17 protein-coding genes, 1 tRNA gene and 1 pseudogene are annotated in these 18096 nt (G+C 42.6%); all 19 read right to left on the bottom strand.

Annotated features, from left to right (window positions below; all coding sequences use genetic code 11):
* Positions 1-2: 2 nt before the first annotated feature.
* Complete coding sequence (locus EIZ58_RS12880) at positions 3-1286, bottom strand: TRAP transporter large permease (protein ID WP_134701213.1); 1284 nt, start codon at positions 1284-1286, stop codon at positions 3-5.
* Between the two features lie 23 nt (positions 1287-1309).
* Positions 1310-1816: a TRAP transporter small permease gene (locus tag EIZ58_RS12875; protein WP_134701212.1), complete on the bottom strand. Its 507-nt coding sequence runs from the start codon at positions 1814-1816 to the stop codon at positions 1310-1312.
* 66 nt (positions 1817-1882) lie between these two features.
* On the bottom strand, positions 1883-2938 hold the full coding sequence (locus EIZ58_RS12870) for a TRAP transporter substrate-binding protein (RefSeq protein ID WP_134701211.1): 1056 nt from the start codon (positions 2936-2938) through the stop codon (positions 1883-1885).
* Between the two features lies 1 nt (position 2939).
* Positions 2940-3602 carry a GntR family transcriptional regulator gene (locus EIZ58_RS12865; protein WP_134701210.1) on the bottom strand — a complete coding sequence of 221 codons (663 nt, stop codon included), beginning with the start codon at positions 3600-3602 and terminating at the stop codon, positions 2940-2942.
* Between the two features lie 198 nt (positions 3603-3800).
* Positions 3801-4988, bottom strand: coding sequence for an aminotransferase-like domain-containing protein (locus tag EIZ58_RS12860; protein ID WP_205672197.1), 1188 nt, complete (start codon positions 4986-4988; stop codon positions 3801-3803).
* Positions 4989-5093: 105 nt separating this feature from the next.
* Positions 5094-6486, bottom strand: a pseudogene (locus EIZ58_RS12855) (YjiH family protein).
* 209 nt (positions 6487-6695) lie between these two features.
* Positions 6696-6902, bottom strand: a complete 207-nt coding sequence (locus tag EIZ58_RS12850) for a hypothetical protein (protein WP_134701208.1) — start codon at positions 6900-6902, stop codon at positions 6696-6698.
* Entirely contained in the window at positions 6899-8314 is a 1416-nt protein-coding gene (gene selA, locus EIZ58_RS12845) for an L-seryl-tRNA(Sec) selenium transferase (protein WP_134701207.1), read from the bottom strand. The genes EIZ58_RS12850 and selA overlap by 4 nt, the downstream gene beginning before the upstream one ends.
* 85 nt (positions 8315-8399) lie before the next feature.
* A tRNA-Sec gene (locus EIZ58_RS33310) sits at positions 8400-8496 on the bottom strand.
* Between the two features lie 152 nt (positions 8497-8648).
* Entirely contained in the window at positions 8649-8891 is a 243-nt protein-coding gene (locus EIZ58_RS12840) for a hypothetical protein (RefSeq protein ID WP_134701206.1), read from the bottom strand.
* A 183-nt stretch (positions 8892-9074) separates the two neighbouring features.
* Positions 9075-9932 carry an ABC transporter substrate-binding protein gene (locus EIZ58_RS12835; protein WP_167577663.1) on the bottom strand — a complete coding sequence of 286 codons (858 nt, stop codon included), beginning with the start codon at positions 9930-9932 and terminating at the stop codon, positions 9075-9077.
* A 371-nt stretch (positions 9933-10303) separates the two neighbouring features.
* Complete coding sequence (locus EIZ58_RS12830) at positions 10304-10498, bottom strand: hypothetical protein (RefSeq protein ID WP_134701204.1); 195 nt, start codon at positions 10496-10498, stop codon at positions 10304-10306.
* A gap of 404 nt (positions 10499-10902) precedes the next feature.
* Positions 10903-11877 carry an ABC transporter substrate-binding protein gene (locus EIZ58_RS12825; protein WP_134701203.1) on the bottom strand — a complete coding sequence of 325 codons (975 nt, stop codon included), beginning with the start codon at positions 11875-11877 and terminating at the stop codon, positions 10903-10905.
* A 13-nt stretch (positions 11878-11890) separates the two neighbouring features.
* Positions 11891-12055, bottom strand: coding sequence for a helix-turn-helix domain-containing protein (locus tag EIZ58_RS12820; protein WP_134701202.1), 165 nt, complete (start codon positions 12053-12055; stop codon positions 11891-11893).
* Positions 12056-12094: 39 nt separating this feature from the next.
* A complete protein-coding gene (locus tag EIZ58_RS12815) occupies positions 12095-13306 on the bottom strand; it encodes a sigma-54-dependent transcriptional regulator (RefSeq protein WP_134701201.1) in 1212 nt (403 codons plus the stop codon).
* A 5-nt stretch (positions 13307-13311) separates the two neighbouring features.
* Complete coding sequence (locus tag EIZ58_RS12810) at positions 13312-15465, bottom strand: sensor histidine kinase (RefSeq protein WP_134701200.1); 2154 nt, start codon at positions 15463-15465, stop codon at positions 13312-13314.
* A gap of 25 nt (positions 15466-15490) precedes the next feature.
* The gene (locus tag EIZ58_RS12805; protein WP_370297683.1) at positions 15491-16150 is read right to left on the bottom strand and encodes a TetR family transcriptional regulator; all 660 of its coding nucleotides are present in this window, start codon (positions 16148-16150) and stop codon (positions 15491-15493) included.
* 160 nt (positions 16151-16310) lie between these two features.
* Positions 16311-16646: a thioredoxin family protein gene (locus EIZ58_RS12800; RefSeq protein WP_134701198.1), complete on the bottom strand. Its 336-nt coding sequence runs from the start codon at positions 16644-16646 to the stop codon at positions 16311-16313.
* Positions 16646-18094: a glycine/sarcosine/betaine reductase complex component C subunit beta gene (grdC, locus tag EIZ58_RS12795; RefSeq protein ID WP_134701197.1), complete on the bottom strand. Its 1449-nt coding sequence runs from the start codon at positions 18092-18094 to the stop codon at positions 16646-16648. Before grdC ends, EIZ58_RS12800 begins: the two co-directional genes overlap by 1 nt.
* Positions 18095-18096 lie beyond the last annotated feature (2 nt).

The following is an 18096-nucleotide window of genomic DNA, read 5'->3' as shown; positions in this document are numbered from 1 at the left end:
CTTTACTTAAATAGCGATGGTAACCATGTCGATAGTGTTGGGACATACGTGATGACAAACAGGGTTATCAGCATCATGATCAAAAATGGAATGACGGCTACAGTTATTCGTTCAAGGGGAACTTTACTTACGCTTGAAGCCACAAATAAATTGACACCTAGCGGTGGTGTAATAAACCCAATCGCCAGATTGGCCACGAGAATCACACCGAAGTGAATGGGATCGACTCCCACTTGGGTCACAACGGGCAGCAAGATCGGCGTTAAGACGACCAAAGCAGAGATGGTATCAATAAACATCCCTACGATTAAAAGAAAGACATTGATCGCGAGAAGAATAACCAGTTTGTTATCCGATAGAGATGTAATATATTGGCCGATGGCATTTGGAATTTGCTCCAGTGTCATAATGTAAGCAAAGGAGATTGAGAGACCAATAATAATCATGGTCGAAACATTGATCAGAACCGCTTCTACTAAACTATCATAGACTTCCTTCCATCCCAGCTCTCGATGTACAAACACTCCGATGAGGGCTGCGTAGACAACGGCAACGACAGCCGCTTCCGTAGGAGAAAAAATTCCCCCGTAGATCCCCCCCAGAATAATGACGGGAATCAGCAAGGCCCACTTGGCTTCATTCACGGCACGTAGTACCCTGCCAAAGGTTACTCTTTCCGTCGTAACCGGAGCATAGTTATTCTTTTTCGAAATGATATACGAGATAACCATTAAACCGAAGCTGATGAGCAAACCAGGAAGGACACCCGCTAAAAACATGCTTCCAACCGATACACTTCCGATGACTCCATACAAGACAAAAGGAATACTCGGAGGGATAATGACGCCAATTGAACCCGCCGTGGCGGTTAAGGCGGCTGCAAAACCGGCTCCATATTGCTTTTCTTTCATAGCTGGGACCATGAAGGATCCAATAGCCGCTACCGTAGCTGGCCCAGATCCCGAAATGGCCGCAAAAAACATACAAGCCACAACAGTGACCATGGCAAGGCCTCCGACCATCCAACCGACGAGAACGGTGGCTAGATCCAGCAATCTTTTCGAAACGCCGCCTTTCCCCATTAAGATTCCAGCGAGCATGAAAAACGGAATCGCCATAAGCGGGAAGGAATCAAGGGCCGTAAACGCTTTTTGCGTAATAATGCTGACCGTCAAGTCTGTGGTGAACGCAATCGTCAGAAGTGCGGATAGGCCTAACGCTATGGCTATAGGAACATTGAGTAAAATGAACAAAAACAGACTTCCAAACAATGTTGCAATCGTCACGTATAATCCTCCTTTCTGCTGTCTTAAGCGCTTTTTGAATCCGTCACATCTGGAGAGGATTTAGGGCCTTGAAATAACCAGATGACTTGCTGAATGAGTCGAATGGACATTAATAGTCCACCGAGAGGAATGGCGGAGAAAAGAATCCACATGGGGATTTCCATCGCGGGTGAGGTTTGGCCCCGCTCGAGCATCTTCATAACCATCTGTGTTCCCTGTATCGCGAGAAATAAAGACAGACCAAACCAAGCCAACAACGCAAAAAGATCGATGATCTTTTGGATTTTTTCGTTGAATATTTTCTTGAATGCCTCGACTTTGATATGGGCACTTTTGCGGACGGCATAACTCGCACCAATCCACACCTGCCATATATGGATGTAACGGGCAAGCTCCTCGGACCAACTTAACGAAGATCCTATAATGTAGCGGCTGATGACTTGAGAAAAGATCAGGATTACCATCAGGACCATAGTAAAGACGAGGAAGCCCTCTTCCAATTTTTCATCTAGCAATTTACGAATAGACACAAGTGTCCTCCCCTCTACCATCATGTATGATAAAGGGATTCCGCCCTAGCGGAATCCCTCTGGCCATTATTCGTTTGACTTTAATGCGAGATCAATCAGATCTTGTCCAATCTCAGAAGCGAACTTCTCATAGACCGGCTTAGAAGCAGCAACAAAAGCATCCTTTTGCTCAGATGTCAATTCGTTTACTTCCATACCGCTGGCCTTCAAGTCGGCTAAAAACTTTCCGTTTTGCTCTTCACATACCTGGCGCTGATAATCACGGAACTCTACGCTGGCTTCTTCGATGACCTGTTGAACGTCAGCAGGCAAGCTGTTATAGAAGTCCAAATTGGATAATAAAATCGTAGACATGTACACGTGACCGCTTAAGGTCAAATATTTCTGTACTTCATAGAATTTGTTGGTGTAGTAAAGAGAGATTGGACATTCCATCGCATCATATACCTTTTGTTGCAATGCCGTGTATAATTCCCCGAACGCGAAAGGAGAGGCATTCGCTCCAAAGGCATTAAATGTCGCGGTATGGACCGGACTTTCCAAGGTACGGAATTTAATCCCTTTTAAATCCTCAGGACTTTGGATGGGCTTAACATTATTGGACATGTGACGGAAACCGTTTTCCGCGAAAACGAGTCCTTTAAAACCGTTTCCTTCTAAATCCTTAAGCAAAGTCGAACCTAGTTCTCCATCTAAAGCATTTCGGGCAGCCTGCTCACTCTTGAATAGGAAAGGCAAGTCAAAAACCATGAATTTTTTGTTGAATCCGGAAATCGGGGCTAAGGCCGGTAAAGTCATTTCTACGTTTCCAAGCTGAACCGCTTCAATAGCCTCACGGTCCGATGGGAATAAAGACCCGTTAGGATACAGCGTGACTTTTACCCTTCCTTCGGTTTTGGTTTCAACGGTTTCTTTAAACTTTTCTAAAGCAATATGACTCGAATGATTCTCCGGAACCAAGTGGGCAATACGAAGATTAAATTCCCCTGATTTCGCCGCGGCTGGTGCTGCTGCGCTTGAATTGGAATCTGATGCTGCAGGCTGGCCTTGGCTTGTGCCCCCCCCACAAGCGGTAACAAGCAAAAGAGCAGATGCAATGACAAATGACGTTAACTTTTTCATACTATTCCTCCTGGGCAACTGTTTTTAGTCTTGCTTCGATATTCTGTATATGGGTTTTCATCGCTTCCCCTGCTTGCTCAGGTTGGCGATGACGAAGCGCCTCAATAATAGGCAGATGTTCTGAGAAAGCAATGGCTGCGTACTCTTCTAGCGTGCCAGAAAGGATCAAGTAGTTCCGATAGAAACTCGTGTTGAGTTGTTCAATAAATTCCTTTAATTTATGGTTGTGGTTGATCTCCGCTAGCATAATATGAAACTGACTGTCGCTCTCGATGAATTGATACATATCATGTTGCTCGATGGCCTCTTTCTGCACTTGGATCAATTGTTCGAGCTCGTCCAACTCTTCGTCGGTAATATAAGAAGCAATCTGTTGGGCATTAAAGGGCTCGAGCAGTTGGCGCAGCTGCAGAAAATGATCCAAATCTACCAGGCTATATTCGGCAACTCTCGCCTTTTTCCCCGTTTCTAGTACAATCAATCCATCATAAGCCAATCTAGTAATGGCTTTACGTAGAGGTGTGCGGCTAATTCCCAGCATGGACGCAACCGATTCCTCGGGCAAAGGGTCTCCTGGAAGGAATTCCCCTTGGATAATTGCTCTCTTCAACTCACGGTAAGCGCGATCTGACAGTGTTTCTGTTTGTTGTAACTTCGTGAGCACGACCAGTCCCCCCTTTCCGCACTTTCTGTATACAGGATCCTGTATACAGTTTAGTATAAGGTGACATTATGCAAAAGTAAATTATTTTCTTTATATTGTTGGTTATTTTCCAATTGAGTGTAGTCACATTACTTTGTAAATGGAAAAAAAGGAGAAAAAGCCCTGTCCAAGAAAGGGTCTTGGGTAGGGCTTTTCATTTTATTCTACCTCTCGAAGAACTTTACCAAGGATTTTAATTCCTTCGACGATATCCTTTTCATCAGCATAGCTGAATGAGAGTCGTAAATAGCCCGTTCCTTCTTCTTGATTTAAGAAGAAATATTTTCCAGGAATAAAGGATACTCCTTCTTCTGTTGCTTGAGCTAATAACTCAGATGTATCGGCTGCCACTTTGAGCCAAACAAAATAGCCGCCCTCTGGAATATACCAGGAAACCGATTTCGGCACGTATTCTTCCAGTGCCGAAAGTAAGACGGAGCATTTGGCCTGATAGGTGGTTCTTAAGGTTTCTAATCGCTCTTTCATATCCGTTCTCTCTAGATAGGCAGTCATCGTGGCCTGAGCAAAGGGATGGCCCAGATCCTTTTTAAACCAAGCCATAGCCGTAATAAATTCAGGTGCTGCCACGGTCCATCCAATTCGCATTCCAGGGGCTACAACTTTAGATAATGAGCCCACATGGAGAACACGGCCATCCGGATCCATGGCTTTTAATGGAGTGGACTGCTTGTTAAAGTATAATTCCCCATAGGCATCATCCTCTAAAATAAGGAAGTTGTATTGGACCGCTAACTCCAGTACATGCTTCCGTCGCTCTTCCGTCATTGTTGTGCCTGTTGGATTTTGAAACGTGGGAATTGTATATAAAAAACGGGGAAGGCTGAGTCCTTTTCGTTTCCGTTCTTCTAATAAGTCTTCGAAGAGATCCGTTTGGAGTCCATACTCATCCACTGGAATGCTAATAAAATGATGGGTGTAGTTTTGAAAAATCTCTATCGCTTCCATATAGGTGGGTGCTTCGATGGCAACCAGGGTCTGATCGTCGATGAGAATGCGAGCAATGAGATCAATCGCCTGGCATGCACCTGAAGTGATTAACAGCTCTTCTTCTGAAACCTGTATACCACGTTGGGTCAACCTTTCTTGGATCAGCTCATCCAGTTTTTTCTTTTTAGGACTCCCTAAATAATGCAACGGTAGATCCTTCTCTTCTTCAAGCAGGCTGGCTACTGCGGCCTTGATCTCTTCAACGGGCATAAGATGGGGTGCTGGGTAGCCAGAACTTAGACGGATGCACCCATCTGGTATCGTTGGCATCCATTCACCCGGTGGATCATTCTTAAGTGCTTCTTTACTATGTTTAGAAATAAAAGAATCGATATTCACGTTATCATTCACCTTTCGTTTCAGAAAAATAAATAGAAAGCATTGGTACAAACCAATGCTTTCTCCCATATTAAACTAGAACTTTATTACGATTCAAATGAATTTTTAGAAGAATAAAAAGTGTGCCATGGCAGCAGCGATCGGCAGTGTAATGATGGTTCGTTGTAAAAAGATGATAAATAATTGCAAAAAGGTAAGAGGAATTTTCGATTTCAATAGAAGAATTCCAATTTCAGACATATAAATTAACTGGGTTAAAGACATGACACCAATCACAAAACGTGTAAGCTCCGACTCGATCCCACTCCCAATAACAGCAGGCAGAAACATATCAGCAAAGCCGACAATCATAGCTGGAGCAGCCGCTTGTGCCTCAGGAATTTGCAATAACTGTAAGAACGGGACAAAAGGATAAGACAAGTATTTAAAGATCGGGGTATATTCGGCCAGGACAAGAGCCATCGTCCCTAACGCCATCACCAATGGAATTAAGGCAGGCAAACCAAATATCAACGACATTTAGAATTCCACTTTTGACCACGCTGCGGTAACTCTTAACTTGACTAGCCTTTTCAACCGCTTGTTCGACTCCCCAACGGAAACTTGATACTCCTTTTGGAACAACTTCATCAATTTGCTTTCCAACAGGCTCATAATACGTATCCTTTTTTAATGACAGTGGAGGGATTCTCGGACAGATAATCGCTGCAATAATCCCTGTTACGATCACGGTAAAGTAAAATTGTACAAACATATGATCAATCTTCAAAAATTTAGCAATGACAAGACTGAAAGCAATCGAGGCAATGGAAAAGTTGGTTGCCACAACAGCTGCTTCTCGTTTCGTATAGTACCCTGATTCATATTGTTGCGTCGTTAATAAGACACCTACGGTACCGCTTCCCATCCAGGAGGCTAAGGCATCAACAGAGGAACGGCCAGGAAGTTTAAATAAAGGATACATGACTTTTCGTACCAACGTTCCGATAAAATCCATCAACCCAAACTGAAGCAAAAGCGGCATAAATAAACAAGCAAATAAGAACCAGACCATCAATACGGGAATTAAATCATACAGTACAACCCCACCGGTAAATTTCGACCATATAAATTCAGGTCCTACTTGATTCAAGGTAAAAATTGCAAATACCGCACCCATGATTCGAAGGACTAACCAAAAAGGTGTAAGGCTAAATAAACTGTTTAAAAATGGACTCTTCATCACAGCCTGTGGTTTATAAAATTTAACAACCAAACTACCAATAGCTGATAGACAAAGAATAATCGTCATCATGAAGGGAATATAATCAGCGATGGCCCCCTGCAGCGCATCGGCTAACACCCCTAGTCCAATCGTTACCTTATCATTAATGGAAATAGGCACTAAAAATAGCAAAACCCCAAGTAATGAAGGTAACCAAAACTTCATATATTGCTTCGCTGTATACTCTTTTTCTTTTTTAAATCCGACTACTGTTTGTAGTTTCTGTACTCCCATTTTGTCTCTCTCCCACTTTTGCTTAATTCACGTTAGTTAAATTAATTTATTGAACAATAAAAAATATATCATCGATGTGTATAAATATGCAATATCATTTTACAATTTTATTTAAATGAATGGAGTAATAAAAGCAAACCCTATCCAACACCATAGAGTGGATAGGGTTTTAGGTTGAGATATTTATACTTTTTATTTTGCCTGTTTTTTTATCCTGTTTTGTAAGCGTTTTTACTATTATGGAGTGAAATTAGTTCCTTCGTTGAAAGTGACTTCTCTGAAAAGTAATCTGAAATGAGCTCCAAACAATTTTGAGTTCTCTTTAAATACCTAATGTCGCCAAGCTCAAGATAGATATCATAGTACTCAAAATAAACTTTTAATAGAGCTGTGATCACCTCATGGTCAGGCTTCATTCAACCGCCGCCTCCTTCAACTTTGGTGCGTTCTCAGGTACCCTTTGTTTCACATGTTGAGCTAATCGGTCTATATTTTTTTCTTCAATGGTTCGAAAATCTAACAAGAACTGATCTTTAGAAATTCTTCCTATAATAGAAGGCGATCCGATTCTGAGCTTTTTCTCCAGGATATGTGCCGGCAGATGGGAATGTCTTAAAACAGCAACCACAGTCGGAAGTGTAACGTCCGGAAGACTTCCCCCGCCTACTTCCGTATCCATCTGACATAACTCTATATCATATTCTGGAAGTAAAGCACGGAAACGCTCTGCTCTCTCCTGTAATTCTTCAACGGGCTGGAGGATCGATCGCAAGGCAGGAATACTTTGTTTTGCTTTAGCAGGATCAAGATAAAGACGAAGGGTTGCCTCAAGAGCTGCGAGGGTCACTTTATCCACCCTAAGCATGCGTGCTAGCTGGTTCTTTTTCATCCTGTCAATCCACTTCTTCTTGCCAACGATGATGCCAGCTTGCGGACCTCCTAGAAGTTTATCTCCACTAAAACTAACAATATCAGCACCATCTTTGATACTTTCTTGAATAATCGGCTCCCGGCCAATCCCATGCTTCCTCAAATCATATAAAACACCGCTGCCCAAGTCCTCATAGACAGGAATATCATATTGTTTACCCAATCCTGCAAGTTCCTCTACTGATATGGCTTGGGTAAAACCTGAAACACAGAAGTTGCTAGTATGGACTTTCATAAGTAAAGCGGTTTGAGCTCCAATGGCCTTTTCATAGTCGATCTTATGCGTTTTATTCGTTGTCCCTACCTCGCGAAGAATCGCTCCGCTTTCGGACATAATTTCAGATACACGGAAAGAACCGCCGATTTCTATGATTTCCCCCCTGGATACGATCACCTCTCTGCCTTTCGCTATTTCTCTAAGAATAAGAAATACTGCAGCAGCATTATTATTAACGACCATAGCAGCCTCTGCACCTGTCAACGTCTTTATAATATTTTCAACGATATCATGCCTAGATCCTCGTGATCCCAGCTCTATATTATATTCTAGATTACAGTATCCTCCCGCCACCTTGGTCATGTGATCAATCGCTTCGTCAGGCAGTACAGCTCTTCCTAAGTTGGTATGGAGAATAATTCCAGTTCCGTTAATAACTTCTTTAAGATGAAAGTTTAGGGTATGTTCTATTCTAGCTTTTACATCCTTTATGATCTTGTCGAGATCGACTTCTTTTACTTCACCTTCTCTAATGCGTCTTCTCCATATGTTTAGTACTTCCCTTGTTACTTGTAAAAGAAGGGCCGAGGGGATCTTTTGGTCCGTGCCTGTTTTCAACTCGGGATGATGGATAATAACTTGAGTGGCTGGTAAATCTCTTAACATGACGCTTATGCTCATTTAAGCCTACTCCTTCCTTCTATGTAAAAAAATAAAGGTCCCAAGGTAATGTGAAATTACCATTTGGGACCTGCTTCGTTAAGGTTGGCGGGAGATGGTAGGAATCGAACCCACCTCGGACATCACGTGCCCGACACTCGGTTTTGAAGACCGGGAGAGCCACCAGGACTCCATCAACTCCCATTTGTTATTATATTATAATCATGATTATAATATAACTAAGATAAAAAGTAAAGTGAATTTTTCTTTTGCAAAGCTGCACGAGGTCCCACCTTTGCAGCTTTGCTATTTATATATTTTCCGGATTTCACTCATCCTATCTATATCTCTAAAACTATTTGGCCAATAGCGTATGGCTAGTATGAATCTGCTTTTCTATATCAAACCATGCTCTAATGCGCATCATTTCATCTGTAGTATAATAACAACTCATGAAGTCCATGTTCTCATCTGCTCGAGGATTTTCTGCCCGATAAAACTGCATAAAGATTTTGGCTTCCTCTTGCGAATCACAACGGTTAATTCCCTTGGTCAAAAAATCCTTAATCGTTACAAGCTTTTCGCCTTTCCAAATCATGATATAACCTCCCTATATCGATGGTTTGTGAGTTTCCATTGAAAGCATTTACATTGTTATTTATTTGCAAATCTCATGCCAATCAATTCTTTCTCATATTCTTCATGGTTTTCACCGAAAACACTCGTATATTGTAGAATAATTCTACTTCTTGGTGTAAAATTCTTCTACACTGTTGTAATATTACTCTCTTTTTAACAACAAGTTGGATTCGATCAAAAACTTCCTTGCTACCTTTGTGACATCTTTGCCCTGTATATCTACTTCATATTGAAGCTCAAGCACTTTCTCTAAAGTAAGATTATCGACAATTTTACTTACCAATGGCACTAGATCATGAATTTCCTGCTGGATAACTGGAGTTATAGGGACAGAAGGAAAAAGCAGCCGATCATCAGCTAGTTCCAGCAGGTCGTATCCTTGTATACGGCTGTCTGAGGACCATCCAATGGCCACTTGCATATGATTTTCGTTTAGGGCCTGATAAATCTGATGCGATTCCACTAAAACCAAATCCTTTTCAGGAATGACTAACCCATAACCGTTGCTAAGGTTACGTACTAGTTCTTTGTTCAAAATCAATTCTTTATCTGCCGCAAATTTGATTTTTATCTTGTTTTGCTGAATGATTTCAGCCAAGTCACTGATCGTCTGAATCTTCCATTCACTAGCCTGAGATGGCTTCATAAGGAAGACTGGCTTATGCGCAAGCTTGTTTTCTGGCAGCCATACGAATTCTCTTGCCCTATCTTCTTCCATCAACTGATAGGCGGATTCCCAATACAAATCAATGACACCCGCTTCCAATGCTGAGCGAAGCAGCCCAGAATCAGAAAAAGAAAGTTCCTTTACGGTATAGCCTTGGTCCTTAAGCAAAATCCCTGTCATTTTAAGCAATAAGGCTGACAAGGTTCCGTTCTTCGCCCCAATCGTGACGGCTCGCTCAAAAGCGGGAGCAAGATCTTTACTACTGCCAGACCCTTGGCTATAGCTCAGCTTCTCCCACGGAATAAACCAACCAACCAGAGTGAGGATAATCATCAACCATTTAAGTAAAACATACTTCATATCGAGATGCCGAGCTTCTGAAATACTTGAAAAAGTCTTTCATATATTTTCTCTCGTTCTTGCTGTGGGGGGTTTTTTAATAGAAGTTTGACACAGGAATTCAATTCTATCTCTAATCGTCTTTTATCCATTGAATAGGACTCCTCTCCAGTTCCATTATTTATAACATGTTAACATTGCAAAATTCGTGCCAAACCGACAGAACCCTTATATCGCCGTATTTTAACAGAAAACGTAAATATTCTATCCATTCCACTGTAGAATTTTTCTACACCTGTATGTAATTTCAACACAAAAAAAATCTCCACCCACTAGTCCATAGAGACTGCGGCGGAGATGAAGATTTACTCGCTGAATGAATTTTCACTATCGCAATGCTGACAACAAACGATGAGATTACCATCATCCCAATCCTCAAGATGATGATCCTTCCTTCCTCCCACAAACCAATGCATCTCATCCGTTTCAACAAGAAAGGAGATCTTCCATCCCATTAACCCTTCGCAATGAATGCAACGATGTTCCTGTACGATGTCCATGATAAAACTCCTTTGTGATTATTCTAAAAAAAAGGGGCGCATAGGCGCCTAGTAATGAGTAGGAGTAAAAACGTTGCAGACTTAACACAACCTTTGATTATATTATAATCATGATTACGCAAAATGTCAACACAATTAAGAATTATCTACTCAAAAAGTGTGGGCAACTAGCTGGTCCTTCCTCTCAGGACGATGTAGTTGATAAAATGCCACTTATTTTTAAAATCATGAGAAACAATAAGAAAATAGTTGGAAAAATGTCACTTATCGTCGATAAAACCAGCCCAAAACGAGGTCATTATCGAGATTAGATGACAAATATCCAACTATTTCATATAAAATTCTATCAAGCTTTATTGTAAGTGGAGAATTTCCACTAATTCTCTATCTATGTTCCGTCCTACCTACTTCTTTAACAAATGGTTTTCAATCAAGAACTGTCTTGCCACAGCGAATTCATCCTGATGCAATACCTCAACCTTGTAGGTAAGGTCGATCATCACCTCATTATTTAGCTTTTTTGATATGTTGTCCAATAGTTCTGCAATCTCCGGATGGGAGTCCATGGTCTTTTGCTTTATAATGGGGGCAACATGGTAAGGCGGAAAAACATGACGGTCATCTTCAAGTGCCGTTAACTGAAACTTTTTAATTCGGCTGTCAGCCACCCATCCAACGGCCACCTGAACCCTGGATTCCTTGACAGCCTGAGACAGCAGATTATTCTCTACCGCTAGGACATTTTCATCTTTAATAGAAAAGCCATAAACCTCGTTCAGCCTTTTTACGCCATCCTCTCTTCGCAAAAACTCCTCATTGATGGCAAATTTCATAGATTGGAGTTCAATTTCTACATTTTCTTGGTTCGTATACCTAGCTAGGTCACTAATGGTTTGGATATTCAAATTCTTCGCGAGGTCTTCCCTCATCAGAATGACCCATGAGCTATCAAAGTCAGAACGCGTAAGCCAAATCAAGCCCTTTTTGCCATCCTCTTCCTTTACTTCCTTAAAGGCTAGGTCCGAATCAAAAATCGGACGTTTCTTATGAATGTACATTCTGACTGTATTGGTGTATTCCCAGCAGAGATCAACTATTCCCGCTTCCAATCCCTTACGAAGAGAGCTGCTGTCCGCAAAGTTCATTTCTTTCACGCGATACCCATGATCCCTCAGCAAGAGGGTAGAGATTTTCATCAACAAACGCTGCTCCGTAGCCGATCTTGCTCCCATGACAATCTGTGGCATCTGAGCAGGATCCTTTACTTCACTTTTATTTGGGCTCGCCTTTTCACATCCGGCAAGAACAACGAGAATACAACTAAAGAACAAGAGGGCGATTTTCTTCCATGAGGTTAGTTTAAGAGTAGAATTCATCATAAACGAATCCCCATTATTTGCATTGCATTTTCTTCAATTTGTAAATGAGCGTATGCCTAGAGATACCCAAACGTTCAGCAGCCTTTGTCTGATTTCCCCCTGTTTCTTCCAATGCTCGCCGAATCAGCTGTTCCTCTACATTTTCCAGGACGGACTGCAGCGTCAGATCCTTCTCCATCTTAAATACTCCCTCACCGAGGGAGGGTTCATCATGGCTTCATGGTTCAAGTGGGGCTGGAGAACCGGATAGGACTAAATCACCGACTGCAATGGGATGGGGCAAATCATGCAGTTTGATTTCTCCGGCAGCCTTCAGCAGATGAATTCTCTCTAGAGAATTTAATAGTTCTCTAATATTCCCTGGCCATTCATATTCCGTAAGCTTTTCAAGAGCTTCTGATGCGATAGAAATCGTTTTGCTATATTTGCTGTTGAGTTTGTGCAAATACCCATAAACAATGGGAGAGATGTCTTCTTTTCTTTCCCTTAATGGAGGCACCTGAATTTCCGCCAAATTCAATCGATAATACAGGTCCTCGCGAAATTTCTTTTCCATGACTAATCGCTTCAAGTCTCGATTGGTTGCTGTAATAATTCGGACATCCACGGATCGGTATTCACTGCTGCCCAGCTTCATAAACTTTTTTTCTTCGATGACATGCAATAATTTAGCCTGCATGGACATCGAAGTCTCCCCAATCTCATCGAGAAAAATAGTGCCTCCGTCCGCTAATTCAAATTTTCCCGGCCTGGATTCATTTGCTCCCGTAAACGCTCCTTTGCGAACACCAAACAGTTCACTTTCCAGAAGTTGTTCGGGGATGGCGGCACAATTGAGAGACACAAAAGGCCGATCCTTGCGACTGCTTCTTTGATGGATCCATTTTGCCAGTGCTGTTTTTCCCACACCGCTTTCGCCGAGAATCAGGATATTGGCATCCGATTCGATGATCTTTTCTAGGAATTGAATGATTTCGTTCATTTTGTCACTCTTATAAACAAGGTCATCATTTCCGCCGGTTCGCTTCAGCTCTTCCTTCAGCATTTGATTTTCCAGCTGGAGCTGTTTATTTGCACACGCTTTCAAGACGACTTCTTTTAGAATATTTAACTCGATGGGCTTGTTCATAAAGTCATAAGCACCCAGTTTCATCGCCGTTACGGCGTTTTCTACATTCCCGTAAGCCGTTAGCATAATGATCGCGATCTGTTCATTTTCTTCCTTGATTTTCTCCAGGACCTCTATACCCGTCATATCGGGCAGCATATAGTCCAAAATGACAGCATCAATCTTCTCCCGTTTAACTGCATCGATCCCCTCTTGCCCAGATAAGGCTTGATGGACTGCAAAACCCTCCTTTTTAAGCTTTTGGGACATAATTTTATTTAAACGCTCTTCATCATCTATAACCAAAACGGAATAGGACATACCGCTCACCCTTTCCTACTTATATTAAAACTAGTAATGATTCTTGTACCTTTTTTTTCTTCGCTTTCGATCCGAATGTTTCCTCCATGCTCCACAATAATATCTCGAGCAATCGTGAGTCCTAACCCCGAACCCTCCTCTTTCGTGGAAAAGAACGGATTATACAGCCAGTCTAGGTTTTGAGTGGGTATGCCCATGCCAGAATCTTCAATCTCCACGAACACCCTCTCCTGTTCTTGATAAACCCGAACGGTTAAATCACCGCCCTCTGGCATCGCATCGACGCTGTTTAGAATCAAATTCAAATATACCTGCATCAATTGATCGTATTTTCCTTCCACACAAGCTGCATTTTCTTCAACCATTCTATCAACATTTACTTTACATTCCTTTAACTTGATGCGCAGTAAGTGAAGCACCTCGTCCAACAGCTTGTCCATTCGAATCGGCTTGACGGCATCTGTGTTTATCTTTGCAAATTTCAGAAAATCATTTGTGATCACTTTCATTCGCTTAACCACTTGATGGATATCCTCGGTCAGTTCCTCGATCATTCCTCCGCATTGATAGTCTTCTACCTCTTCCTTGAGCAATTCGCTTGCCCCGGATAAAATGGCTAAAGGATTCTTGATCTCGTGGGCAATCCCGGTCGTAATTTGACCGATGACAGCAAGCTTCTCCCGCTGCTTGGCATGAGCCTCTAACAGTTTGAGCTGGGAAATATCCTCTAGCATAGCAATGATCCCGATTTCGTTTTGGTTTTCGTCAAAGAATTTGGAACTCACTACCTTGACGATATGCTTATGACCTTCTGCATCCATAATGTAGGTTTCATTTTCTTCCGTGATCTTACCAGATTGAAGATGCTGCAAAGCGACAAAATCCATGTGTTCCTTTTTTATGGGTACATCCTTTATAGGCAGACCGATGATTAGGTCCCGATGAAATCCTGTCAGCCTTTCGAAGGCAAGATTCATATGCGTAATCACTCCCGCCTTATCCATGGTTACAATGGCATAGGGGATGCCTTCTATCACATCGCGCAAGTATCGTTCCTTTTCTTCTAGCATGCGCTGCTTGTCCAAGTTGCTTAATCCCACCGTAACGATCGTCCTCATTAAAACTCCAAGTTCATCGGGGGAATGATACTTTTTCAAATTTTGAATCCTGCGAAGGGACTGCTCCTTTGTAAAATCCCTAGCCAGCTTCGTCAATCCGACCATCGGATAAAGCAATTGCCTCATCCCTACTCCGATTAGCCCCAGTGAAAACATCAATATGGCAATAAAACCAAAAGATAGAAGCTTTGAAAGATAGTTCAAAGATTGAAAGGCAATGTTCTCAGGAACTCCCAAAGCCAGTCCCCATCCATCCCTCATCGAATGATAAGCAATGATTCCCTGCTCTCCCTTATATTTCTCTTTCATGGAACCTGCCGCGTCCATCGCTAATTGAATGGCAACCGGATCGTTGGAGTAATCTTTCCCTAGCTCTCCCTCATCGGTTGACGCGATCACCCTGCCGTTTCGATCAAGCAAGAAGCTAAAGCCCTGATTCGTAATGCTGATGCTCTTCAATACTTCCGATAAATATTCCTGGCTCAATTCAGCGACAAGGATTCCTTTAAACCGCTGATCTTTTGCCAACACAGGAATAGCAATGGAAACGACGGACTTGCCATGAACATTGCGAATCTGGTCAGATACGTGAAAGTTTAAGCTCCAGCGAACATCTTCGAAACCGGGGTAGCGGTACTTACCCTGACCCAGATCAGGGAGAAAGGGGGCTTCAAAGTGAATGTTCTGCTGTTCATCCACATAAAAAACAGAGTGTATCATGGAACTGTTAGAAATGGTTTGCTTCGCCCGATTGAACATTTTGCTATGGTCTAGTGATCCATCGTCCTTTGTTTCGGTTATCAGCTGCAGCTGCAAGACCACATCCTGAATTTCTCGATTCAATCTTTTGGCCAATGCATCCGCATGGAGACCGTTTTTCGTTATAATATCTTCTTCTAAAATAGAGTTCGCATGATCCACAATCAAATAGTAGATCAGTACAAGCGGTATAATGAAAAGAGTGGAGAAAATCAGAAGATATTTTTTAGTGATACTCGAGGATATCTCCCTCTTGATCCTCTTGCCCATTAGCATAAACATAATTTATCCCTCATTAGAAATGGAATTAGGCAGCGCTATAGGCAATTTTTCTAATATATTTCATCGTTTTTTCAACGGCTTCTTCCGGCGTATAGGTTCGGCGGTTATTCAGCAAGAGCGTCAGCATGCCCTGCCATATTAAAACAGCCATTTCATTCAGTTCCTCCGCATGCTCTTCCTTGATTAACCCTTCCTTCACGCTCTTTTCCAATGCAACGCGGCCTCTTTTCGAAAGATTCGATTCCAATACCATCGGCAGAAACTCCTCGGGCAGCTCAATAATATCCATTGGGAAAATCGTATAATAATTCTGCAGCAATTCTTCTGGCTGAGCCCCTAGATTGGACGAAAAAATGGCGCTATAGATTTTGGGCTCGGCAAAGGAGTATTTGCAGAAACACTCCCAAGTTAATAAATACTTCTCAAGAGAATTTTCACCTTTGGCCATATATTCCGGTAAAGCATCCGTATACTTTTTCAAGAAAGTCATTCCGGCAAAGAAAACTAAATGGGACAGCTCCTGAAAATAATTGTAAATCGTTGCACTATTGTAACCCGCAATATCTGCCACTTTTCGGATCGTAACATGCTCAATCCCTTCTTCTTTCATAATTTGGACCGTAGCGTCAATGAAATACCGCATGATCCGGGTTCTTTGAATTTCCTTTTTATCCAAACGAAACACTCCTCACATCTTGTGACCTAATCAGATTCATCAAATAATCATGTATGCTTTTATTATAAAGTAAAATACCACAGCGATAAATCCTTTTTCTTATTTTTGAGGTATTTCGTTTGAACAAAAAAGAGACCGGCAGTTTCGATGCCGGTCTTTAATTTAAATCCTAAACTGCATTCTCACTGGCGCTTTGGCTAAGGATCAGTCCTTCGACAGACTCGATGTTGACATCCTTACCTCCTAAGCGGCCTACTTCCTGCCCATCCTTAAAGAGCAGGAAGGAAGGCAATCCAATTACTCGAAGATCGATGCATAGCCTCCGATTTTCAGCGCTGTTTAGCTTAACCACTTTTACTTGCCCTTGATATTTTTTTTCTAATTCTTCTACTGCCGGCATAAGGGCGATGCATGGATCACACGTTGGTCCCCAAATATCGACTAGAACCGGCTGCTGGGACTCCCGTACTTCCGCTTGAAAATTCTCCTTGTTTACTTCGATCATTATGAACCGCTCCCCTCATTTTTTTCAATAATATAAGACATTCCGTCAGAAAGCTTCGTCATCTTTCCAAGGAACAGACTTCCCTTGGCTACAAACATGGCGTTGTTAATCTCTCCGTTCATAATCATGTCGCGGGCATGGCCCATGAATGGAATGGCAGCTGCAATGTGACCTTGTGTTGGAGAGAATCCTACCATCCCATGCTTTTCTTCAAAATCGTTCATGTTCGCTTTATCTAACTCCCCGCCCAATACGGCCATAGCCGCTAAGGTGCGATAGTTGGTTTTAGGCACATTTCCGTTGCCGTTCGGTTCCGTTACTTCCGGATTATGCATTTCCACGGAATACTTATCGATATCCAGGATTCTTCGACCAATCCTCTTCAACGGCTTTACCACAAGAGAGTTATAGATTTGCTGAGCGGAAGATCCTGCGGAAATTTCATGCTTGCCTACAGCATCCAAGCGAACGACAGGACTTACTCCATCATCCTTCCCGACAAGAATAGCAATCGCGCCCATTTGATCCTCAATAATCGGCATGTCGTTTTTCAGGTGACCGGCATATTTCATCCCGAGCTTGGCTAAGCATCCGCCGCCGATGACTACAATTTCATCATATAAGCCAGACTGGACAAGACCTGCAGCTACCACAATCGCGTGGGCCGGAGCGCAGCAGAAGGATTTGATATCCGATCCTGTTGCATTTTGGCATCCAGCCAGCTCAGCAATGGATTTCGCCATATTTCCGCCGCCGCGCTGATAGCGATCACCCACCGCTTCTTCATCGCAGCCAATGACATAATCCACTTGACCAGGAGTTACGCCAAATGCGCTTAGCGCGTGACGCATCGCTACCACACCGGAAGCTTTGTTGCATAAGTTTTCTAAGATGATGTCCCCTGTTAAGTTGTGATCCTCTTCATGTCCTGTTGCCACATAGCCAATCAGCTGCGTTTTATTGACATGCAAGGGAACCGCTAGTCCTTGATTAATTTTTTCTTCGATGCTTGCCAGGCTTACCCCATTGCCTAAACGTTCAATATCATTGGCTTGGATCAAGGGATGCTGTTCAAGCTTGAATTTGACCTCGGACAAAAATCCTTCTTCTAACTGAACTAAATTAAATTCATCCGAGATTTTCAGCCAGCCGTAAAATTCATCTTCAGGCATGATTTCCCCGCCCTTGCTGAAACGCTGGGCATTGGGCGCCTTCGCCTTGTGCCACGGTCCCTTGATTTCCTTCAGCGCCTCTGGACGCATGTTCCCGATGAACACTTGGTTCGGAGGATAGGCTACGGCTTCCTCATAACTTCTTAGATGGGGGAGAATCCGATCGAGCACGGACGGATCCTTTTCGATTTCGCGAACGGGCTTGGAGCCATGTCGCACTAAGCTCGGTGTATGGGTTAGTACAAAAGAAGCTCCTTTAATTACGGGTCTATTCATTG

This window comes from Ammoniphilus sp. YIM 78166 (assembly GCF_004522215.1).
In the GTDB taxonomy this organism is placed as follows: domain Bacteria; phylum Bacillota; class Bacilli; order Aneurinibacillales; family RAOX-1; genus YIM-78166.
Note: the sequence above shows the minus strand (reverse complement) of the source record. Positions and strands in the feature narration are given on the sequence as shown.